16 protein-coding genes and 1 pseudogene are annotated in these 23,246 nt (G+C 36.6%); 5 read left to right on the plus strand and 12 right to left on the minus strand.

Translation table 11 applies throughout. The annotated features are described in order from the left end of the window. Nucleotides 1–38: 38 nt before the first annotated feature. Together ACE38V_RS06195 and ACE38V_RS06200 are read left to right on the plus strand one after the other, a co-directional pair. Nucleotides 39–3,530 carry a BadF/BadG/BcrA/BcrD ATPase family protein gene (locus tag ACE38V_RS06195; RefSeq protein ID WP_375840334.1) on the plus strand — a complete coding sequence of 1,164 codons (3,492 nt, stop codon included), beginning with the start codon at nt 39–41 and terminating at the stop codon, nt 3,528–3,530. A 23-nt stretch (nt 3,531–3,553) separates the two neighbouring features. Continuing rightward, a complete protein-coding gene (locus tag ACE38V_RS06200) occupies nt 3,554–5,203 on the plus strand; it encodes a 2-hydroxyglutaryl-CoA dehydratase (RefSeq protein WP_375840335.1) in 1,650 nt (549 codons plus the stop codon). Between the two features lie 305 nt (nt 5,204–5,508). Here the strand turns inward: ACE38V_RS06200 and ACE38V_RS06205 are convergent, their stop codons facing one another. Further along, nucleotides 5,509–6,369: a metallophosphoesterase gene (locus tag ACE38V_RS06205; RefSeq protein WP_375840336.1), complete on the minus strand. Its 861-nt coding sequence runs from the start codon at nt 6,367–6,369 to the stop codon at nt 5,509–5,511. Nucleotides 6,370–6,640: 271 nt separating this feature from the next. Between ACE38V_RS06205 and ACE38V_RS06210 the strand changes: the two genes are divergently transcribed. Further along, complete coding sequence (locus tag ACE38V_RS06210) at nt 6,641–7,219, plus strand: class I SAM-dependent methyltransferase (protein ID WP_375840337.1); 579 nt, start codon at nt 6,641–6,643, stop codon at nt 7,217–7,219. Between the two features lie 333 nt (nt 7,220–7,552). Here the strand turns inward: ACE38V_RS06210 and ACE38V_RS06215 are convergent, their stop codons facing one another. Beyond that, the gene (locus tag ACE38V_RS06215; RefSeq protein WP_375840338.1) at nt 7,553–7,894 is read right to left on the minus strand and encodes a zinc ribbon domain-containing protein YjdM; all 342 of its coding nucleotides are present in this window, start codon (nt 7,892–7,894) and stop codon (nt 7,553–7,555) included. A gap of 352 nt (nt 7,895–8,246) precedes the next feature. After that, the gene (locus ACE38V_RS06220) at nt 8,247–8,792 is read right to left on the minus strand and encodes an HXXEE domain-containing protein (protein ID WP_375840339.1); all 546 of its coding nucleotides are present in this window, start codon (nt 8,790–8,792) and stop codon (nt 8,247–8,249) included. Between the two features lie 138 nt (nt 8,793–8,930). Here ACE38V_RS06220 and ACE38V_RS06225 point away from each other — a divergent pair, with 138 nt between their 5' ends. Further along, entirely contained in the window at nt 8,931–9,494 is a 564-nt protein-coding gene (locus ACE38V_RS06225; RefSeq protein ID WP_375840340.1) for a TetR/AcrR family transcriptional regulator, read from the plus strand. Between the two features lie 106 nt (nt 9,495–9,600). Here the strand turns inward: ACE38V_RS06225 and ACE38V_RS06230 are convergent. Continuing rightward, nucleotides 9,601–10,456: pseudogene (locus ACE38V_RS06230) on the minus strand (IS30 family transposase); the annotation flags it as partial. 158 nt (nt 10,457–10,614) lie between these two features. Between ACE38V_RS06230 and ACE38V_RS06235 the strand changes: the two are divergent. After that, nucleotides 10,615–11,586, plus strand: coding sequence for an NAD(P)H-dependent flavin oxidoreductase (locus tag ACE38V_RS06235; RefSeq protein ID WP_375840448.1), 972 nt, complete (start codon nt 10,615–10,617; stop codon nt 11,584–11,586). Nucleotides 11,587–12,154: 568 nt separating this feature from the next. Here the strand turns inward: ACE38V_RS06235 and ACE38V_RS06240 are convergent. From ACE38V_RS06240 to ACE38V_RS06275, 8 genes are all read right to left on the minus strand, one after another. After that, on the minus strand, nt 12,155–12,523 hold the full coding sequence (locus ACE38V_RS06240) for a M48 family metalloprotease (protein ID WP_375840449.1): 369 nt from the start codon (nt 12,521–12,523) through the stop codon (nt 12,155–12,157). A 526-nt stretch (nt 12,524–13,049) separates the two neighbouring features. Further along, a complete protein-coding gene (locus tag ACE38V_RS06245; protein ID WP_375840341.1) occupies nt 13,050–13,931 on the minus strand; it encodes a DUF3994 domain-containing protein in 882 nt (293 codons plus the stop codon). A gap of 935 nt (nt 13,932–14,866) precedes the next feature. Then, nucleotides 14,867–15,226, minus strand: a complete 360-nt coding sequence (locus tag ACE38V_RS06250) for a response regulator (protein WP_375840342.1) — start codon at nt 15,224–15,226, stop codon at nt 14,867–14,869. 273 nt (nt 15,227–15,499) lie between these two features. Then, on the minus strand, nt 15,500–16,240 hold the full coding sequence (locus ACE38V_RS06255; protein WP_375840343.1) for a LytR/AlgR family response regulator transcription factor: 741 nt from the start codon (nt 16,238–16,240) through the stop codon (nt 15,500–15,502). A 141-nt stretch (nt 16,241–16,381) separates the two neighbouring features. Further along, nucleotides 16,382–19,336: an ATP-binding protein gene (locus ACE38V_RS06260; protein ID WP_375840344.1), complete on the minus strand. Its 2,955-nt coding sequence runs from the start codon at nt 19,334–19,336 to the stop codon at nt 16,382–16,384. A gap of 32 nt (nt 19,337–19,368) precedes the next feature. Further along, nucleotides 19,369–20,403, minus strand: a complete 1,035-nt coding sequence (locus ACE38V_RS06265; RefSeq protein WP_375840345.1) for a protein-glutamate methylesterase/protein-glutamine glutaminase — start codon at nt 20,401–20,403, stop codon at nt 19,369–19,371. A gap of 22 nt (nt 20,404–20,425) precedes the next feature. After that, the gene (locus ACE38V_RS06270; protein ID WP_375840346.1) at nt 20,426–21,250 is read right to left on the minus strand and encodes a CheR family methyltransferase; all 825 of its coding nucleotides are present in this window, start codon (nt 21,248–21,250) and stop codon (nt 20,426–20,428) included. A gap of 270 nt (nt 21,251–21,520) precedes the next feature. Then, complete coding sequence (locus tag ACE38V_RS06275) at nt 21,521–23,239, minus strand: methyl-accepting chemotaxis protein (RefSeq protein WP_375840347.1); 1,719 nt, start codon at nt 23,237–23,239, stop codon at nt 21,521–21,523. Between the last annotated feature and the right edge of the window lie 7 nt (nt 23,240–23,246).

Genomic DNA, 23,246 nt, shown 5'->3' on the forward strand with positions numbered 1-23,246 from the left:
ATATAATAAAATTAATTTAATAGTGAGGAAGTGACTTTGTGGAAGATAGAAACCAGAGCTTTAATTCCTTATTTATAGGAATTGACGTTGGTTCAACAACCGTCAAGGCTACAGTAGTAAACCCCAAAAGCAAAGAAATTCTTTGGTCGGATTATCAACGGCACAATACGAAACAGGCTGAAATGGTCCAGGAATTTTTAATTCGGATCGGAAATGAGTTTTCCGATGTGAAGAAGGAAGATATACGTGTATTTATTACTGGATCGGGTGGTGGACCAATTGCTGAGCATATTGGAGCTAAATTCGTTCAAGAAGTAAATGCAGTGACGATGTCAGTGGAACAACTACACCCTGATGTTGGCAGTGTGATTGAACTGGGTGGGCAAGATGCCAAAATTATTATTTTTAAAGAAAACGGAGAAACGGGAGACAAGCAGGCGATTACGTCGATGAATGACAAATGTGCCTCTGGTACCGGTGCCACGATTGATAAATGCATGATTAAAGTCGGAATGCCGGAAGAGGAAGTAGGTAAGCTGGAATTTGATGATTCAAAGCTTCATCATGTTGCAGCCAAATGCGGCGTATTTGCTGAAACGGATATTGTAAATCTAGTGAAAAGCAGTATTCCATCATCTGAAATTATGTGCTCACTAGCGGATGCCATTGTGATGCAAAATCTCTCAGTTCTGACTAGGGGGAATACATTACGTCATAAGGTTCTGCTATTAGGTGGACCGAATACATACTTACCTTTCCTGCAACAATGTTGGCGAAAACGAATTCCTGAATCGTGGGAACAACGTGGATACGATTACCCGAAAGACATCCCACTTGATGAGTTGATTTTCATCCCGGAAAATGCCCAGTATTATGCGGCTTATGGCGCTGTAATCTATGGCATGTATGAACCTCAGGGCGTAGGTGTTTATAAAGGGCTGCAAGATTTAAAAACATTTATTACACACGGACGTAAAGCAAAGCTCGGCGAAAAAGCGGGCGCTCCTCTTGTGAAAAGCGTGGAAGAATTAGAACAATTTCGCCGTCAATACAGTATTCCTAAATTTGTACCGGCTTCGTTTGAACCGGGTCAGACGATTAGCGCTGTGGTTGGTCTGGATGGGGGTTCCACTTCATCGAAGGCCGTGTTGGTCGATACGAATGGCACGATTCTGTTGAAAGAATATCAGCTGTCTAAAGGAAATCCGATTCAAGATACGAAAGAGCTTCTGGGATGTATTTACGATAAGGTTCAAACAGCAGGCGCCAAACTGGAAATTATCGGTTTCGGGGCCACGGGATATGCGGCCGATGTTTTGGAAAAAACATTGAAAGCAGATGTGAATATCGTGGAAACGGTTGCCCATATGATGAGTGCTGTCCACTTTTTCGGTGATATTGATGTGATTTGTGATATTGGCGGTCAGGACATTAAAGTCCTCTTTCTTAAAAACGGGGATATCCGTAATTTCCGGTTGTCCAATCAATGTTCAGCCGGAAACGGAATGCTCTTACAGGCAATGGCTGACCAATTCGGGATTCCTGTCCAAGAATATGCCGAAACAGCATTCAAGGCCGATCTGAGTCCGAAATTTTCCTATGGCTGCGCCGTATTTCTTGATTCGGACCGTGTAAACTTCCAGAAGGAAGGTTACGCGAAAGAAGAACTGTTAGCAGGGCTCGCCATGGTATTGCCCAAAAATATATGGCAGTACGTTGTCCAAATTCCTCGTATGGCTGAACTGGGGCGAAAATTTGTCCTGCAGGGCGGAACTCAGCATAATCTGGCTGCTGTCAAAGCGCAAGTCGATTATATTAAAGAACGGGTTCCCGATGCAGAGGTGTATGTCCACCCGCATACAGGCGAAGCAGGTGCAATTGGAGCGGCGATGGAAACCCTTCGTGTCGTGAAGCGCAGAGGGTATTCTACGTTTCTTGGGCTAGATGCTGCGATTGGTATGCAATACATGTCCCGCAACGATGAGACTACACGCTGCAACTTTTGTCCTAACAATTGCAGCCGTACGTTTATCGATACTTCTACCCCTGATGGTCAGACTGCCCGTTATATTTCCGGTTTTAGCTGTGAAAAAGGCACGGTAGAAGACAAAGAAGCCATGATGCAGTTAACTCGAGAACGTAATCAGTTAAAAAAACAATACCCAAATCTCGTTGAATATGAAGCGCGTCGCATGTTTCAGCATTTTTATGATTTTACTCCTTTACCAGAAGAAGGGCGTATGGTTGAGGATGTAAAGGTAAAAACAAGCTGGATTGGCACAAGAAGAACGAAGTATATGCGACCGTTTCAACGTTCTTCAGCTGAAGCATTGGAATGGCGAAAGCAGCTTCGGATCGGAATTCCGAAAGTACTCAACATTTGGTCTACTGCCCCTTTTTGGCGAACATATTTTGAGACGCTTGGTGTCAGTGAACGCGGTATTGTATTCAGTGACAATACAAGTGAGGAAATGTGGCAAGAGGGAGGAAAGTATGGATCCATCGATCCATGCTATCCATCAAAAGTAGCACAGGCACATGTGCATAATTTGCTATTTAAGCACCATCGAGAAAATAAGCCGCTTCACGCGATTTTTTTTCCATGTATTACTCATATTCCGACTCATCTAAACAATGTGATGGACTCCGCGAGCTGTCCGATTGTGGCTGGGGCCCCGAATGTAATTAAAGCTGCTTTTACAAAGGAAACAGACTTTTTCAAAACTAGGGGAATCACCTATTTTGATCCTGCGGTGACGTTTACAGAAACGAATATGCTGAAAAAACAATTGTTTGATGCGTTTAAGGATTTCTTGCGAATCACGGAAGACGAAAGTGATTTTGCTGCAGACGAGGCTTGGAAGGCAATGGAGCTTTTTGACACGGAAATGCAGGAGAAAGGCAGAATGATTTTGGAGCAGGTGGAAGAGGAAAACAAACTGGCTATTTTAATGATTGGCCGTCCTTATCATTCAGATCCGGGTCTTAACCATGGAGTATTAGATGAATTTCAAGTACTTGGCTATCCGATTCTTTCCATGCGCGCCATTCCGAAAAATGAAGCTTGGCTACGTCGCTTCTTTAAAGATGATTTAGAAAGCGAAAGAGTGAAATATGCGTTGGAAGTAACGGATGTATGGCCGGAAAACTTTAGTTCCAATAGTGTTCAGAAAGTATGGGCTGCCAAATTTGCCGCCCGCCATCCAAATGTGGCCGTATTAGACCTATCCAACTTTAAATGTGGACATGATGCCCCAACATACGGGCTAATTGACTCGATCATCTCAACCGCGAGTACGCCCTACTCCGCCCTCCATGATATTGATGCGAATAAGCCGAGCGGTTCGATCAAAATTCGTGTCAAAACGTATGCCCATAGCTTGGGACTTCATGAAGAGCGCCTTCAAGACCTAGCACATAAAAAGGAAGAATTACAGCGCCTCATTGAGAAAAAACGTCATCAATTAATGCGTGGCCCAATTCACGAACGGTTATCTAGCTCACCTGAGAAAAAAGCCATATCTGAATAATAATAAATGGAGTTGACAGAAACGTGAAATTGATAAAAGACCATTCCAGTGATAAGGATATGAATCAAACTGATGTTGTTCAACTATTCGAAGAAGAAATGAAACGATTTAAGAAGGAACAAGAAGCTGCCCTAGGCCTAAACCAAACAAAAAGCCAGTGGTTTGACCCTGTCCCGCGGCAATTCTTTGCTAAGGACAAAGATTCTACGACCATTCTTTTCGGAGGACTTACGATGGCCCATGATTATTTGGTCGAGGGAGCTCTGAAAGGATTGGGTTACAACGTCAAGCATATGGAATGCCCGGATACGGAGTCTTTGCGCTACGGAAAGGAATTTGGAAATCGGGGACAATGCAACCCGACCTATTTCACTGTGGGGAATTTGATTAAATATCTTACCCACCTAAGGGATATAGAAGGAAAGTCGGAAGAAGAAATTGTCCGTAATTATCTTTTCATTACAAGCGGTTCCTGTGGTCCCTGCCGCTTTGGTACTTATGTGACGGAATACCGGAAGGCATTGCGTGATGCTGGATTTGATGGTTTTCGAGTTCTTGTATTCCAACAACAGAGCGGCTTAAAGCAGGCTACCGGGGAAGAATCTGCCCTTAAATTAGACAGCTCCTTTTTCATTTCTTTTTTAAAGGCAGTTTTGATTGGCGACATTTTGAACGCCCTTGGTTATCGGATTCGTCCTTATGAAGTGGTTGCGGGATCGACCAACGCTGCCCTGGATCGCTGTAAACAATATTTGTATAATGCCTTCAGTAACCAGAAATCGCTTATCCGTGCCATATATCGTTGCCGTAAAGAACTGCAGGCGGTGAAAGTAGACCGGACAATCGTCAAACCAAAAGTAAGTATTATCGGTGAGTTTTGGGCGATGACAACGGAGGGAGATGGCAACTATCGGCTTCAGCAATTTTTGGAGGAAGAAGGGGCTGAAGTAGATGTACAATCTATGACGGCATGGATTTTATATTTGATCTGGGAAGGACGCTATGATACCCTTAAACGAATAAATTTACGCCGAGCGGACTCCGGTGGTAAAGGGCTGGCAGAAAAGAACCCTCAGATGCATCTTAGGATGTTGCAGTTTGCGGATCGTGCTGTACGAGTGATGTTCCAAACGTATGCCAAGGCTATGGGACTTCGTGGCTATCACTTGCCTGATATGGAAGAAATTGCGAAGGCCGCTCACAATCACTATAACAACCACCTTAGAGGTGGAGAGGGGCATATGGAGGTTGGCAAACTCATTCTAAATGTAGTGAAACGTAAAGTGAACATGACCATTTCTGTTAAACCTTTCGGATGTATGCCTTCATCCGGTGTTTCAGATGGCGTCCAATCATTAATTACTGAGCTTCACCCCGAAGCGATTTTTCTTCCGATTGAAACGACCGGAGACGGCGCGATTAACGTGTACAGCAGAATTCAGATGATGCTGTTTAAGGCAAAAAAGGCTGCACAGAAGGAGTTTGACGAAGCTTTAATAAAAAAAGGCGTTACAGTTGAGAAACTCCAACTGAACAATTCAAAATCCAGCCGCCCATTACAAACTGTCCGTCATGTTGTTGCTTGTACAGCTGCCAATACGGTATATAGCAAAAAAGAATTTTTCAAGCAGTTTTCGTTTTGGAGAAATAAAGAAGAAATGGAAAGCATTTAAGTTGAGCCCCTTGTATAAAAGAAACCAATTGACATATGGAATAATTTGCTATAAAAAATCCATCCTTAAAGCGAATTAAGGATGGATTTTTTTCATAACCCTTAAACGACTCCTTTTGGAATATCTAATAGAGTATTTAACCTACAATTGCTTTATGTAAGAAGTGTCTATAACGAAAGTATCTTTCTCAAGTAATGCGCCATCGATTCGTAAAAGAATTCCTTACGTAAGACTCTCATGAAAAGGCTGTTGAAACGTGGTTTCAACAGCCTTTTTAAATTCATTAACTATAATAGACTTTGACGTTAAACAGCTGTCTGGATCTCTCCTTCTCGAAATTTGTTAAAAGAAAGTTGGTGAAGTGTTATTTCCGGACGACTTCCTAATCTGATATTAATAGATGTTTGTCCTAATCCTTCACTTATATAAAAAGGTTTTTCCTCATAATAATGAAGCCCTTTAATCATATTCATCTGCATCATCGTCCTTCCCAATTTTGCAAGATGATATGGTTTAGGCCAGTATATTTGGCCGCCATGGAAATGGCCTGATAATAGATAATCGTAATACCAATCCTTCATGTTGAGAACGATATTGGGGTCATGAGTTAAAACTAAATGGTATCCGTCTTCTATACCTGAGTATGATGTTTGCAGGTTGCTTCTTTTTGAATGTAAATCATCAATGCCAATAATATGAACCAATTTATCTTCGACAATAATGGTCTCATTTTCATTTTGAAGGGTTTTACAGCCATGATGTTCCAATGTATTTTTTAATAATTCAAAGTCCTTTTGATTTAATTTGTAATCATGATTTCCAAATACGGCATAAATGCCATAGCGCGGATTTAACCTGTTAAAAACTTTTAAATAAGGAATTAACTTTGGAATACTGCGTTTTTTATCTAGAAAGTCCCCCGTTAAAGCGATTAAATCAATTTTCTCTCCTGCTAGCTTGTTAAAAAGGTTTTCCGGAGAAACAGAAATCTTTTCTAAATGCATATCTGATATTTGTAAAATATTAAAAAAAGATCCTTGCTTCTGATCAGAATCTATATTAGATAAATTTACTTTATTTAAAGAAACTTTATGAGTATTTTTGTATGCCCTATAGAAAAGGAGCAAAATACCTAAAATTACAAGAATAAAAAAGAATAATTTCATTTAAATCTCCTCCTTCCAACCTATTATAAGGAAACCGGAAAAGAAATATTAGCGGGAATTAATGGAGGAAAAGGAAAGATAACCACCATATATAAAATTTACTAAAAATGGTTATAGTATAATTGTTTACTCAAACTAGGTTAATTCATTACCAACTTTTACTTTATTTGAATGTAATTTAAAAGGTATAAAAAAGCTTCTTCCTTCTTAATCTATAATTGTTCTTTTAGAAAAGAAAAACATAAATTTATTAAAGTGCAGGTGCTTCGGATTGCAATTATCACCAAGAATTTATCACTCATTGATTCGACCCAAATGGTTTACAAAATTATATATTCAAAATCATATTCACCAACATTTTAATTTTTTAGAAAAAAAAGTTTTAGATTTTGGAGCAGGTACTGGAGCAAACTGCACTCTATGTACACCTAATCATTATTTTGGGATTGATCCAGATTCAAACAGGATAGAATTTGCCAAACGATTATATAACCAATACCGATTTGAAACTTTTAAGGAAAATGAACTTCCTGCTGACAACAATAGCTTTGATTTTATATTAATTATTGCTGTACTGCACCATATCCCTCCAGAAATGGTTTATTGCTATGTAAAAGAATTCAAACGGGTCTTAAAACCAGAAGGAAGAATTGTTGTACTTGAACCTTGCTTGTTTGAAAAGTCTCCAATCAGTAATTGGTTTATGAGATTTAATGATAAAGGTGAGTACATTTTAAGAGAAGAAGAGTATCTAAATTACTTTTCAAAGGAAAAATTTCAATGTCAAGTTCTAAAAAAATTTAAAAAGTGTTTTTTTTATAATGAACTGTATTTTTCAGCTTCCTTATAATTGAGCATTTTGCACATTTTTCACCCCAAGAGCCCCAAGAGCCACAAGGCTTTTAAAGGCATAAAAAAAGGACTTCACCCCTTATTGGAGAATTTTGAAGTAACGAAACCACAAAATCCATAAGGAAGAAGTCACTTTGTATAATCTACAAGAAAGTCTATTTTCCTTTGAAGAATTGCAAATTTTAGAGTCTAAGGAGAAATTACCAATCCTTTTGAGTGCTTTTAAAACCAAAGCAAAATCCAGAATTATTCGGGTTTCTTTTGTTGTTTCTTTTATTAAAAATATAATTTTGCAAAATCTCATCTATAAAATAACCGAACAAAAATCAAATTATATTTTTTTTACAAATTCAGATTTTAATTTCATAGCTCCAAATCCATCAATTTTACAGTCAATGTCATGGTCTCCATCTACCAAACGTATATTCTTTACTCTGGTCCCTTGCTTTAGGACTGATGAACTGCCTTTCACTTTCAGATCCTTTATAACAGTTACTATATCTCCATCATGTAAGACATTTCCGTTTGCGTCTTTGATGATCTTTGTCTCCTCATTCGTTTCCGTTTCTGATTCTAAAGTCCATTCATTCCCGCACATTGGACAAACCAAAAAGGACCCATCTTCATAGGTATATTCTGATTGACACTTAGGACAGTTAGGTAAGGTACTCATATATTTATTTCCTCCATAAAGTTTATTTTGTCATGGGATACTATAAAGTGAAACTTCCATCAGTGGGGGTTTTCGACGCACAGGACGTGCTAGTGCAAACGTTGCGATTGACGTCGCGCTTTTAGTCTGCCATTCATCCCCCACTGATGGTTAGTTGAACTTATCGGACCTTTACGGACAGTTGATCTCCCACTTATCTTCTTCGTATTCTCAGAATCTTGAAGTGGGAGTCTTACTGTCCGTTAAGAGTGGGATAAATCAATAGTTTTAATAATACATTGTTCTTCCCAAAAGGGAAATAATTTTCTCAGAGGAACATATATAAAAGAAATTGAACAAGAGAATAAAACATTTACGCCTTTTTCTTTGAGTATCTGTAAAGCATTTCTGACCAAGACCCCATTGATTTATGTAAAAGAGGTATTACCACAGCAACCAATGCAGCCCCCAACAAGCATGCCAATAGTACATTTGCTACATCATAGTGCAATAATAATATTGCCTGATATATAAGCCAGACACTTGGTACAAAGAAAATGAGTGATGTCATCACACCAGGTACATAATGTTTAATTCTAAAGCACAGTGGCACATGAATAAGAATCATGTGCAACGATATACCTATAAATGCTCCCATCCAGATAAAATAATTTTGAAGGGCAACAGAGAATAGACAGATTACAGTAAAAATCAAAAACTCCACCCCAACTCCTATAGAAAATGTGGGGGTTTGACAATGCCGAATATAATTGATGCCAAACGGCTTCCTTCCTGGCCATGTTGTATCAATTTCGGTTTTAAATCGTTTTCCCCACACCTCAGCCATTATGATTTCCTCAAAATCATGAATCATAAAAATAATTGGCTGGAACCAGACGATAAAATTTATGGTATTCATGTAAATCCTCCTTTATCGGCACACTTGTGTCGTTTTTCAATACCAAGTATAATAAATGTAGCAATGAATTCAATATTTTTAAAAGGAAAGCTACACTTTCGCCACTTTGTGACGATAACGGAGGGAATTGAATGGGCGTTGAAAAATAAAGGAAATCAAAAGTCAGATCAATCCAAAGCATGGATGGAAGAAGCACTTTTAAAACTGATGGAAACAGAAGTCTATGAAAACATTACGATACAGGAAATAACCGATAATGCTGGATTATCACGGCGTACATTTTACAGAAATTATGCGTCAAAAGACGAAATCATAGAAGGAGTGTTTTTAAGAATATGGAAAGAATATGAGACAAATGTCAAGAAGAATCATGATTTTTCCTTGCCGAGTATTGCAAAAACTCTTTTTAGCGTAATGGTAAAACATTTGGATTTCTTAATTGTTATAAATCGGCACCATTTGCTTCCTATGTGTCTTTCAAAAGTTGATGAACTTTTGCCGCCTACTTTTGATGAAGTGAAGGGATCAACCATGTCGTTTAGCAAGGAAAGCATTTCCTATGCCTTAACATTTAGTACAGGGGGATTCATGCGGTTAATGATTAAATGGCTAAACGAGGGGCATGAAAAATCACCAGATGAAATATCTACAATCATTGAAGATATTGTGTCGATTATCAATTATTCAAATGTTACTGCCTAATTAAGATTTGCTGAATCATTAAAAGCTCTTTGAAATACAAAGGAGTTTGCTTACTTTTAATGTGTTAAATAATTTCCTTAAATTGCAAGAATAAATTAGCCACCTATTAATCCGGTGTATAAACCTTTTTTTTAGCCGGTGTGCAGTAGTTCAGAATCTTTCTGGACAAATGATCGATGGTATGAATCACCTGCTGAATAAACGTTCGTGAATTGTTCGAAATGGATTGGCGTTTTTTGGATAAAACGTCGAATCATCCCATTGTGGCGCTCGTTTGTTACACGCTCCCAGGAAGAGTATGGATGCGTGTAATAGACCTTTGTCTTCCGATCTTTCAGAGCTTCCATAAGTCCTGAGAACTCACTGCCGTTATCTGCCGTGATGGTTTTAAACACACTTTTAAATGCGCAGCCATATGTTTGCTTCAACTGTTTCAAAGCATAGCTCACAGAATCAGGATCCTCACCGTCAATTTTCATGGAAAGGGTGAAGCGTGTCTTACGTTCAACTAGGATTAACAAAGCATCATCTTCTCGAGACTTCTTGCCAACAATGGTATCAATCTTCCAATGGCCGAATTGACGGCGCTTCTGAATGCTCTCCGGACGGTTGTCAATACTTTCACCTAGATGTTTGATATTCACTCTGTGCTCAGATTTCTTGGTATTATAGCGAAGCTTTTTTGGAAGATCTGTATTTCTCACTTTCAGGATGCCTAGGTCAATATAATGATAAAGCGTTCGGGTACAGGCTTTGACTTTGTGCTGCCAATCTGGGAGATGGCTGACTCGACCACAGACAGCATCTGGGGACAACTTTTCCTTCAAGATCTTCTCTTCTGCGAAAGCAATAAACTCAGATGCCTCAGCTAGTTTCATCCGACGTCCGCAAAACTGCCTGTGTTTTTCGTATACGACCTGACCGGTTTCTGGGTAGTATGCGTTGAATGATTTGTGGTTCGGTAAGAAAAAGTATCTCCTAGAAAATAATAAATTTGAATATTTTGTGGCAATTAAAAATTTCTTTTTGAATTTTAGGATTAACCATTACAAACATCACTATTTTAAAAAAAAGCCTATTGTTACAATCAGTAAATATCAAGCTTCACTCAATAATCGTAATGAAATGGGGTCTTTATTTGAATTTTCCACAATTGAAAATAGGTCATATGGTTCCGAAAGTTCCAATCATGCAAGGTGGTATGGGTGTAGGAATTTCTTTAAGTGGACTCTCTTCTGCCGTTGCAAATGCTGGGGGAATTGGTATCATATCAGGAACCGGGATTACCGTCGATGAAATGAGATTCCATATAAGAAAGGCGAAGGACAGTATAAAGGGTTCCGGCTACATTGGGGTAAACGTTCTTTTTGCTATGAATGATTTCGCTGAAAAAATGAAAGCTGCGATTGATGAAAAGGTTGATTTCATCATATCAGGTGCTGGAATTTCAAGAGATATGTATGCTTGGGGCAAAGAATCTGGCATACCCGTCATTTCGATTGTATCTTCCGCAAAGCTGGCTAGGTTATCAGAACGTCTTGGTGCTTCCGCAGTTGTTGTAGAAGGTCATGAGGCGGGTGGACACCTTGGTACGGAAAGACCTTTGTTTGATATTTTGCCAGAAGTAATTGAAGCTGTTAACATTCCGGTTATTGCAGCTGGAGGAATTATGACTGGGGGAGATGTTGCGAGAGCTTTACGTGCAGGGGCATCCGGGGTACAAATGGGAACTAGGTTCGTTGCTAGTGAAGAGTGTGATGCACCGTTATCATTTAAAGAAAAATATGTACATGCTCAGCAGGAAGATACTATTTTGGTAAAAACAACTGTCGGTCTCCAGGGTCGTGCAATTATCAACCAGTTTACTCAACTTATTTCTGATGATAAAAAGGTAAAGATAAAAAAATGTATAGATTGCCTCAAAAACTGTTCTTATCGTTTCTGTACGCTAGATTCTTTGTTAACATCAATGAATGGAGATTGCGAGAATGGTCTTGTTTTTGCTGGATCAAGAGTACATGAAATTAAAGAAATTCTACCAGTTAAAACCATCATCAACAATATTATGAGTGAATATAAAGCTTGTATGTAAATTTGAAAGGTACATGCCCCCTATACAATATTAACTTTAGCCCATATCGATACCTTCGAAATGTATAGGTTTCGTGCTATTTTTAGACAATTTTAATTTTACTTGGCCACCTTAGATATTAATAGAAAAAAGCCCTATCAGCATGGATCACCAGATATTATTTAACACATTAATTCAGCTGACTTCTTATGCGGCCTTTTTAGCATCTTTATCTTTTTTGGAAATATATTAGGAAGTTTTTACAAAAAACTGCCCCTATTTATGATTCGGTCACTGGAAAGTATCTAAATAAGGGTTCCTCATTTTTGTCATTCACAACCTATACCTATTTTTATTTTATATTCCAAGTATTCCCGACAAAAATAAACCCTTGACATCGCTTATCAAGGGTTTACTTATTTAATAATTTACACCTGAAAAGACTTTCTTATATCCCCACTTATGATACTTTAAACGCCTCTACAACATTATTAAAATATTGAATTTCTTCAATTCTCTTTGGTAATGGTGGATGTATAAACAGTACCTTAGTAAGCCAAATAAAAAAGCCTGATTTCGTTCTTGCGTTTTATATGTATTCTACAATATCCAAACTAACAAAAAGCGTCTTCCCAACAGCTAAAATAGCAAGAGCATTGGCTGCACCTTTTGGACTATTAATATATGCAGTAGCAATTCGATCACATGTATATTCACACGCACGAGAATATGCATTTCCAAGAAAAGGTACCCATCGAGCTGGGAGAATCAATAATTGTTTTGTAATATAATTTCTTTTTATATGGGCTAGTTCATGGGCGATAATAAAGTTTAGTTCTTCTTCGTATCCATTTTTTACAATTTCTACAATATTGGAATATAAAACAATAAAATTTCTGCTTACCCAATTCTGTGGTAACTTGGCAAGAGATACTACGTTAAGAAAATAATCACAAATTTTTTATAGCGTTTTCATTTTAAACTGGGTAAGTTCACCAACTCCATACATTCTACTTGGCTTGCCATTTTTTCGGACAATGATTAGTCCAACTTCCTTAACTTTTTCTGTATCAAAGATTGGAGTTGAACAACCTGATCTAAAAGTACATCATCCAATCGGATTGGTTTCCCCTATATGCAAGTGAAACAGATATTATTGGCACCTTAGCCTCCATTTTCATTGAAGTCGTCTCCTAACGCCGATAAATTTCTGTTCTTTTACCTTAAATTTCATCGTCTGTATGGAAAATATAGTTCACGAGAAGGATATGCTAGATGTAGTTTCTTATATTCCTTCCATGCAAAGGACCAACCGTGATGGCCAAATTATCATGAACAGAATTTCGGATGTATCCTATCAAATGTAAAAAAGTATTCCAAATGAATATAGGACTAGGTTAATACACCTAAACCCTATAATTTCCTTTTAATCTACTTTTGTATCAAATTATTTAATTTAGAAGCTAGCATTAAGCCATATCACTTTAGCGCCTCTCTAGTATTCCCGATTGTCCCGCTTCAGGCTCTTCAAGTTCTAATTTATCCCCTTGGAAAGACTTAACGACAAACGTCCGTACTTCCATAAAATCTTGTTCAAGTTCACCGTCTCTGTACATTTTTTCGCCCGTAAGTTTTAACTTATTTGTTTTCGAATCATACTTCCAGTGTCCTTTAACATAATTGTCTTTCGTAGGATATGTATCTTCAACATAATTCTCAAAAATACCATCTGGATGAAAGATGAGTGATTGTTCGATTCTATTTTTTGTTTTTTCCACCCAAGTACCGACCAACTCTTTGCCATCCTTTGATATGTTTTGAATATCTGGCTTGCTTTCCTTTGACTTTGTTACCGGCTCCTGTATTAAATCCAGTTGAATTTCCTGTAATTGATTATACGATTCCCTCCAAGCTTCATCTCCCAATTGAATCTGTTCGAGTGATTTAGTTAATTTCTCTTTATTACTCTGATCCTTAATTGCTTCCTTTTGATATTTAAAGCCTTTACTATAGTAGTCCACGGCTTTTTCGATTCCTTTTTGAACCGTTTCATACTCTTTAGGTGCTTCTATATTTTTAAACTTCTCCGCCATCTTTAGAATGTCATCTATCTTTTTATTAACCTCTTTCATTTTTTCAGCATTACTTTTATCTGATGCTGCAATTGTTTGTATCTCTAATATTTCTTTTGTAAAATCAACTGCTAAAGATGTTAATCTTGGAGCATAATTCTCCTTAGTCAGCTTTTCCTTTTTTGTTTCAGAAGATTGAACCTGTTTATGTGTTTTTCCTACTACTGTATCTGTTCCGCATCCCCCTAATAACATCAACGGAATTACAAAGCATAATAATTTTTTCTCCCACATGGATATAACCTCCTCTTTTGTATTTATTTACCACAATGTTTTTATCCTACTACTCCCCTTCTTAGGCGTCAATATTCCCCCCTAGAAATAGGCTAAAATGGATAGTTGTCCATGCAAAAAAACTAAAACTATCTACCTATTGTATTTCCATACAGGTCCTCTTTATTAACAAAACCATATTTAATCAACCTATTTATACCAATTGTTCGTGTCATTTTTTGGGTTGTTTGGAGGTTTTTAAAGGAAACCAAATATATATTACAACCGGGCAAAATCCAATACCATTTCAATAAAATGGAAAGTTATTAAAATACCCTAAGTTTTTTTAAACTTAGGGTGTTTTAAATTTAGCTTCTAATATCGGATATGATTTATAACCATTTGTCGATTCGAGAATTGTATAGATATGACTTTGAAGTTGAATCCCCAAATAAAATATCATACAAATTTAGGGTAAGCGTCAAACTCTTCCCACCTAGTTACTTCTCCTAATCCTGTCATAATCTTCTCAAGGAAAAACAAGAGGAGGTTTTTTTATGGAAAAAATGGAGGTTCAAAAGGAGTAGGAACTTCGTATAACTGAATTTAAAGTTAGCGGATTGACCCAAATTAAATGATACAAAAAGAATAATTTGAAAATCCTTTACTAGGATTAAAATGGATTTTGGCTCTTTTATCGCCGACTAGAACGGGGAAAATTTCAATGGCAGCGAATGATATTACGAGACCTTTAAAAATAACCCGCCGTCAATTCCGGTGGCTCCTTATTCAGAATTCATAATAAGAAGCCAGCGAAGCTCTTGTTGCGATAGATTTCGTACTTATTTTCATCTTTTGGCCATTGAAGTTTTCCGCTATCCAATCGCTTATAAAGCACCATTTGTATGGATTGTTTGAATACGAGCTTACTTTGTTTATAAAAAAATTTAGATTACCTATGCAATCACTTTGTTTATGGAACTAATAAACTTTTCTGTTTCAAATGGTTTTACAAGAAAATCTTTAGCGCCATATTTTATCGCATCTATCACCATTGGCTTCTGTCCCATTGCCGATACCATAATTACTTTAACATTCTCATCTATCTTTTTTAATTCCAGTAACGCTTGAATCCCATTCATTTCTGGCATAGTTATATCCATTATTACGAGATCAGGATTTGTCATTTTATATTTTTGAATTGCCTCTTCACCATCACTTGCTTCAGCAACAACTTTATATCCTTCTTTTTCGACAATTTCTCTTAACTTATGTCTCATCATAAGTGAATCATCTACTATTAATATCTTTTTCATAGTTATTTGCTCCTCTTCATCGTTAAAAAAATATAATTATAATTCACTTAAACCGGTAATATATACCTATACAACTAATAATAAATAGTTATTTAGGACTATAAAATATCGATTTTTTAGTTAAATGTCAATTTATTCTAGAATCATTCAAACCTTTTTGATCATGTTCTAGACACCCAATCTGCCCTTTTAGTCTATTTTTATGACCTTTCAAGTCATAACAGAATGTTTCATCAAAAATAAAAAACAGATAGGATTTACTTCCTATCTGCATTATTTTTTTAAATATGTTTCCATTAATTCTTGAATATGGTTTATGTTTTGCTTTGAAATTTGTGCTGGTTTATCATAACCATAAAAATACACCATATAACTTTTACCAACTGTTGTTATATGGGATACATGTTCTAAATTAATGAGGAAGGAGCGGTGAGATTGAACAATCCCACTTGGTAAAGACTCTTTCAATTCCTCTAATGTTTCTAAAGATGGATATTCTTGTTTGTTGGTATGAATAATTGTTTTCCTGCCACTTTTCTCAATAAATAAGATATCTTCCATAAAAATATAATAAAGCGAACGATTAAACTTTATTGTAATTCTTTTTTTATCTTCTTTACCTAAAACTGACTTACTTTGTTGTAATACCTTCTTTGCTTTTTCTAAGGCAAGATATAATCGCTCTTTTTTTATTGGTTTTAATATATAATCCACTGCACTTAATTCAAATGCGTCAAGTGCAAATGAATCATGAGCTGTGGTAAAAATATATTTAATATCAGGCATTAATTTTTGACATTCTCTTATTGCGTCAATCCCTTTTAATTTTGGCATATCTATATCAGTTAAAATGAGATCAGGTTTATGAACCATTACTTTTTCTATTAAAGCCTCACCGTTTTCTGCTTCATCTATTACTGTAAACAATGGTTGGATAAGTTCAATAAAACGTTTTAAGAGCTTCCTTGCTTCAGGTAAATCATCCGCAATAATAACACGGTATTTTTGAGTCATAGCATCTCCTCTTTCCTAATGACTTCTTGACTTTATTATATAGCATTTAACTTTGATTATTAAAGAAAAAAAAGGTTCTCCTATTGAAAGAAGAACCTTTCTATGACAATTTAGAGAATTATACACTAATACCTATTATTTCTAACTAACATCTAATGTTTTTTGAATTTGTTTAACAAATTCATTTACGTTAATTGGCTTTGTTAAATAGGCTTCAAAACCAACTGCTAATCCTTTTTCAACATCTCTTTTCATTGCATTTGCACTTATAGCAATTACAGGAATATGCTTTGTATCATTTAATCCATGAAGGCGTGAAAACACCTCAAATCCATTAATACCCGGTAAATTAATATCTAATAAGATTAAATCTGGTTTATGAACACTAGCCAAATCAATACCTAGTTCCCCAGTTGGTGCTGATAAGAGTTCAATATTTTCAAATCTCGATATTAATATCTTCTCTACAAGTTGTAAATTAGCAGGATTATCTTCTATATATAATATTTTGTATTTATTAACAAAGTTCACTTCATCTATTGGGTCTTTGACTACCGTAACTTCATTCATAAATAAATCACTACCGTCAGTAATAGGTAGGTCGAACCAGAACTTGCTACCAACTCCCATTTGACTTTCAACGTGAATCGTACCATTCATTTGTTCAATCAGCTTTTTAGAAACTGTTAAACCAATCCCAGTTCCTTCTACAATGTAATGTTGGTCGTTTAGTCGATAGAAGGGTTCGAAAATTAGATTCAGATCTGTTGCCTCTATTCCTGTTCCAGTATCAGTAATGACAAACTGCATACGATCTTCTAACTTTATACACTCAAAAGTGATCTTCCCCTGATCTTTATTATATTTTACTGCGTTAGACATTAAATTTAGTAATACTTGTTTTAATCGAATTCGATCTGCATCTACATAAACATGAATACCTTCTTCAAATCTATTAATCAAGGTTATGCTACGTCTGTCTGCTAATGGAGAAATAATACTTACCACCTCATCCATAACAGAATATACTTCTACAGGTTCAATAGAAATTGAAAGTCTACCAGACTCAATTTTCGCTAAATCTAATACTTCATTGATTAGGATCAATAAGTGATTCCCAGCTTTTAAAATTTCATCTACACTTTCTTGCTGAGATTCTGTCAATGGTTCTGAAGGGTCCATTTCAAGTAATTGAGCAAATCCTAATATGGCATTCATTGGAGTACGAAGCTCGTGACTCATACTAGATAAAAACTCAGATTTGGCTGTACTAGCTCTCTCAGCTTCTTCCTTTGCTTGGATGAGAGTCTGCTCCATGTTTTTTTGGTTTGTAATATTACGTGCAGTAAATGAGAGGGTTTTTATATTTCCTTCCCCATCAAATATAGGTGAAAACCTACCTTGAAACCAACTATTTCCATGTTCCGTTGAAACTTCATACTCCACACTCTCTTTTTTCCCTGAATGAAAAACTTTTTTAACTAGAGGTGTAAGGATTTCTTCAAACTTCTTATCAAGAATGTCTCCAACTTTTTTACCGATAATATGATTAATAGGGTGAGCAAGAATCCATTCATCATTTGTCCAAACATTTAAACATACACCGGTTTTATCTAACTCTATAATAATATCATCAATCGAATGTACTAAAGCCCGTAAATCAGACTCACTTTTCTCAAGTTCCATTTGAGTCTTATTTAAGTTATTATTCGTACTCCCTAACTCTTTTCCCATATCTATCAGATTATCTGCTGTTTCCTGCAACTCGATTACTCTAAATTGAAGTTTATTTTGGTAGTATATTCCCCCACCGATGTTTTTCACAACAGCATTTAAAGATATTAATGGTTCTGCAATGTTCAGACTCATTTTACGGGATTGTCTGTATAGGATTAGGAAGAAAAGAATATAAAATAATATCAATCCACCAATCATAAATGATCCGATTTGAAATAACTTATCACTCATCTTATTAATCTTTCCATATACATTTTCCTGCGGAACAATCACTAATAATTTCCACCCTGTATCCTTTACAGTGGACCAAGAAATAAAATGGTTATTATTGTCTAACTTGATGGTATTCAAACCATTTTTTTTCTGTTTAATCCTCTCTGTAATGACATTAAAAGCTTTTCTTTTATAAATATTAAACTGATCCGGTTTAAAAGTATCTTGAAATATGGCTTCCTCATAAGTATGATCTGTTAATTCATTTAATCCAAATGTTTCTTCACCCTTCTTTGGTAAAGCAAGAATCGTACCATCTTTCCCTACTAAAACACCATATCCTCCCCATGGAATTTCAAGATTAAGTACTTCTTTCGTAATCGTGTCAATGGTAACATCAATTCCGACAACACCTTCTAAAAAATCCCCGTTATAAACTGGGGCAATAGCTGAAGCCATCCATCCTTTACCAGCTGGGTCAAGATACGCATCTGTCCACTTTACCTTTTTTTCAGGATTATGTTTGAGATCTGCTTCATAGTAAAAGTTATAAGTCGGTATATTCATATGTGGTGCATATTGTTCTAATACATCGAAATAAGGATAGATGACGTTTAATGAATCAAATGTATTGAAGTAGATGGCTCCAGCTAGGGGTTGTGACTTATAAATATTTTTCATAATGGGCCCTGTTGTTAGAAACCTATGTACCTTTTCTCTCTCTTTCTCTCTTACAGGTACCGCTCCACTATAAAAGATGGCTGGTCCTCCGTCTTGTAAATCTTTTGTTGAATAATAGGACCCTTCTTTAGAATATTTTAATCTAGCGATATCTTCAGGGAGTGCAGAAACCTTTGAATTAAGTGATTGTTTCGTTTGTTGTCTGTATAATTCTGTGGCGTTCGTAATACTAGAAATTTGATTATCGATTACAACAGCCTCTCTTTTGGCAGTTTGTTGTACTTCGTCTTGAGTTTCTTCTTTTAGTAGTTGAATAGTTTCTTGTTGGGACCATTTGTTAGTAAAAAAATAGATGCCAATAAATACGAGTTCTACTACAATTAACGGAATGAGTGCAGTTCTTAAAAATGAATACCAAATCCATTTAAACAATGGAAGTTTCTTACTCGTAAAACTTAGTTTCACTATCTATTTCACCAACCTTTTATCTTTAGCGCTTATATTTTTTCTGTAGCCATTGAGTAGAGTAATTGTGGGATACGCGAAAGAGATGCCTGCTTTTCCACAGCACCAATATTATAAGCTGCCTTAGGCATCCCATATACAACAGAGGAAGCTTCATCCTGTCCGATGGTTCGAGCACCCATTCTCCGCATTGAAAGTAACCCCTTTGCCCCATCATACCCCATCCCTGTTAAGATAACGCCAACTGCATGTTGTCCGATTTCCTTTGCTACCGAATGAAATAATACATCTACGGATGGACAATGCCCACTTACCTTTTCTCCTTCAAAACATTCAACCTTAAATTTCGAACCTACTTTCTTTACCCTCATGTGTTTGTCTCCTGATGCTATCAATACCTTCCCTTGCTCTACAAAATCTCCAGTTTGTGCTTCCTTAACACGGAATGGTGTAGTTTGTTCAAGGCGCTGAGCAAGCATTCCTGAGAAGACCGGAGGAATATGCTGGACAACAACCATTCCCGGGATGTTTGTAGGAAGAGACTGCAATAATTGAAATATTGCTTCCGTACCACCAGTAGATGCACCTACTGCAATAATTTTTCTTTCCATAGGTGCCGATTGTACTTCTTTTATCACTCGTGCTTCACAAGAATGATCTTTTCTTACGTTAACACGGACAGCCATCTTTATTTTTTGAATTAGATCCATAATAAAATTCTTTACATCCTCGGGCGAGTTTGCATTTGGCTTTCCAACAAAATCCACTGCTCCTGCATTTAACGCATCAAATACAGCATTATTAGCTGTACTTACAATAAGAACTGGCAACGAATACTGGGGGAGAAGCCTTCTAATAAATTCAATTCCATTCATCTTTGGCATCTGAATATCACAAACCATTAAATCTGGTTGATACTTTAAAATGTAATCCCGTGCTTCAAAAGGATCTCCTGCTTTTGCAACTACTCGAATATTTGGGTCTGTCTCAATTCCACGTGAAATCACTTCTCTAAAAACAAGTGAATCATCAACAACCAGCACACTAATTTTTTTTTGTGCGTGCATATGACTATCTTCCTTTCGTTTGCTAGATGATTACCTCTTTTCTATAAACAGCAGGCATTACATAGCGAAAGTTGACAGATTCGCGGTCTATTGTCTCTGATTGCCCGATAAATAGATAACCACCCGGCTCCATAAAATTGTAAAATTTATTAACGAGATCTGTTTTTGTCTTCTGATCAAAATAGATCATGACGTTACGACAAAAGATGACATGAAATTTCTTTTTAAATGGAAAGTTCGACTCCATGAGATTAAATCGTCTATAGATGACTTCATTTTTGATTTTTGTAGCTACCTCTGAAGTCCCGTCACCATTATTCTTAAAATAGGTTTGTTTCCATTTAATAGAAAGAGAAGCAAGTGCTTCATTTGGATATATACCTTTCGTAGCAGCGGATAAAACTTTTTGAGAAAGATCGGTTGCAAGCACTTTTGTATCCCAACTGTACTTTTGCCAACCAAAATATTCATCTAAAATCATAGCGAGAGTATATGGTTCTTCACCGGTAGAGCAGCCCGCACTCCAGATTCTCAAGTCACGGCTTTGTACTGTTCGTTCTAAAAAAGGAAGTACTTGTTCTTGAAAAAATCGAAAATGCTCCACTTCTCTCATAAAAAAGGTATGATTTGTCGTAATTTTCTCCACTAATTCTGAAGCTGCCTTTTCCGTTTGATCTGCCAAAATGTAGTGAAAATAATCCGTATAATTGGTAAAATTCAGTTTTTGTAATACCTGAAATAACCGGCCTTCTACAATCACTCTCTTTTTTTCTTTTAAATGGATACCATAGTTTTGCTTTATAAATTCGGCAAGCTGTTTAAATTCTTTATCTGTAATACTAATCATTTCTTCACCACCTATACATAGGAAGAGAGAGTCTTTAGACCCTCTCCTTTTTTATCCCACTCTTAACGGACAGTCAAACTCCCACTTTAAGATTCTGAGAATACGAAGAAGATAAGTGGGTGATCAACTGTCCGTAAAGGTCCGATAAGTTCATCTAACCATAAGTGGGGGATGAATGACAGACTAAAAGCGCGATGTCAATCGCAACGTCTGCACTAACACGTCCTGTGCGTCTAAACCCCCCACTGATGGAAGTTTCACTTTATTCTATTAATATTTCCCGAATTCGTTGTCGCTTAACACAATTCTTCTTTGACTTGATGCAGCTTCTTCCGCATAAGAGTTTTCAACTTGGTGTTTTGAATGATTCGACATTTGGTTGATCAAATTCATTACATCTGGATTCAATCCATTCATTCTGTCAAACGAACCCGCATTGCTAGTATTTCTCAGCTTAAATTGGCTAACCTTAGCTCTCAGTAATTCTGCTTGACTTGACAATTCTTCACTTGCAGAAGCACCTTCTTCTGATGTAGCAGAATTAGCCTGTACAACTTGAGATACTTGAAGTATACCTTGATTGATTTGACTGATTCCTGCTGCCTGTTCGTTCGAAGCAGTGGAAATACCATTCACAAGATCAGCAACTTTTGCAACACCTTCAACAATCTTTTCTAAAGCTGCTGCCGTTTCATTTGCAATTTCCATTCCGCCTTCTACTTTTCTAATTGACCCTTCGATCATATCGGTCGTTTCCTTTGCAGCATTGGCCGATCTTGCTGCCAAGTTGCGTACCTCTTCAGCAACAACCGCAAATCCCTTGCCATGTTGTCCGGCCCTTGCTGCTTCAACTGCGGCATTAAGTGCTAAGATATTCGTTTGAAAAGCAATTTCATCAATAACTTTAATAATCTTTGAAATACTTTCAGAAGCCACATTAATATCATCCATGGCTCTTAACATTTCATTCATTTGAGAATTTCCTTCTACTGCATGCATTTTTGCCATCATAGCTAATCTATTTGCCTCGTTAGCATTGTCTGCATTTAATCTTGTTTGTGAAGAGATTTCTTCTACCGATGCCGTCAATTCTTCAATCGAACTTGCTTGTTCAGTAGCGCCCTGTGATAGGGAAATACTAGATTCTGACACTTGACTTGAACCGGATGCCACCTGTGCAGCTGCTGTATTTACTTCGTGCATGACTTGATTTAGGTTGTCACACATCTTACGGAATGCATTTGCTAAAGCTCCGATTTCGTCTTTCATTTTTATATTAATTTCCACATCAAGATCTCCAGCTGCAATTTGTTCAGCTGCTTGAACAATTTGTTCTATTGGCTTACTAATCATCCGAGAAATGAAAAATCCAAGTAAAATGGCAACTAAAACAGCCATAATGACTACAACAATGACAGTTGTTATCGTTTTGTTTGTTTCCGCAGATAGATTAGCAGATTTCTTATCTCCATTTTCTCGTTTTGTCTTAAATAATTGATCAATATCTTTGCTTGCTTCCTTGTAGGAAGAAGTGCCTTCTGATATCAGAACCCTGTAGGCTTCTTCCATCTTATTTGCACTTGCAAGACTAATAACTTTATCTAATGTACCATTATATTGATCAAGAGCGTTTATTAAAGAATTATAGCTGTCACGAGTTTTTGCAGGAACACTAGTTTCAAATGCTTTTAGATCTTGCTCCATCTTCATTTGATTCTCTTCAATTTTCTTTTTATATGCCTCTACTTCCTTTGCATCCTTTGATAATACCATATCCCTTACTGTTGCACGGATATCTTGAAACTCAATGGCTGCTTTCCCTATATCACCTGTAGAAATCCCGTAATTTACATATATATCTGTATAATCCTTATCAATATTTCTCATATTAATAATTCCAACCGTACCTATTACAGCAGCTATCAGTGCTACAATTAAGAACGCTATAAGCAACTTTCGACCAATTTTCATATTATAAAACCAATTCATGACTGAA

Source organism: Cytobacillus sp. Hz8 (assembly GCF_042263505.1).
GTDB lineage: Bacteria > Bacillota > Bacilli > Bacillales > Cytobacillaceae > Bacillus_BE.

Excerpts from the sequence above, each read along its gene's own strand:
- ACE38V_RS06205 (WP_375840336.1), bottom strand. The coding sequence starts at position 6,369 with ATGAAATTATTCTTTTTTATTCTTGTAATTTTAGGTATTTTGCTCCTT.
- ACE38V_RS06215 (WP_375840338.1), bottom strand. The coding sequence starts at position 7,894 with ATGAGTACCTTACCTAACTGTCCTAAGTGTCAATCAGAATATACCTAT.
- ACE38V_RS06220 (WP_375840339.1), bottom strand. The coding sequence starts at position 8,792 with ATGAATACCATAAATTTTATCGTCTGGTTCCAGCCAATTATTTTTATG.
- ACE38V_RS06235 (WP_375840448.1), top strand. The coding sequence starts at position 10,615 with ATGAAATGGGGTCTTTATTTGAATTTTCCACAATTGAAAATAGGTCAT.
- ACE38V_RS06245 (WP_375840341.1), bottom strand. The coding sequence starts at position 13,931 with ATGTGGGAGAAAAAATTATTATGCTTTGTAATTCCGTTGATGTTATTA.
- ACE38V_RS06250 (WP_375840342.1), bottom strand. The coding sequence starts at position 15,226 with ATGAAAAAGATATTAATAGTAGATGATTCACTTATGATGAGACATAAG.
- ACE38V_RS06255 (WP_375840343.1), bottom strand. The coding sequence starts at position 16,240 with ATGACTCAAAAATACCGTGTTATTATTGCGGATGATTTACCTGAAGCA.
- ACE38V_RS06265 (WP_375840345.1), bottom strand. The coding sequence starts at position 20,403 with ATGCACGCACAAAAAAAAATTAGTGTGCTGGTTGTTGATGATTCACTT.
- ACE38V_RS06270 (WP_375840346.1), bottom strand. The coding sequence starts at position 21,250 with ATGATTAGTATTACAGATAAAGAATTTAAACAGCTTGCCGAATTTATA.
- ACE38V_RS06275 (WP_375840347.1), bottom strand. The coding sequence starts at position 23,239 with ATGAATTGGTTTTATAATATGAAAATTGGTCGAAAGTTGCTTATAGCG.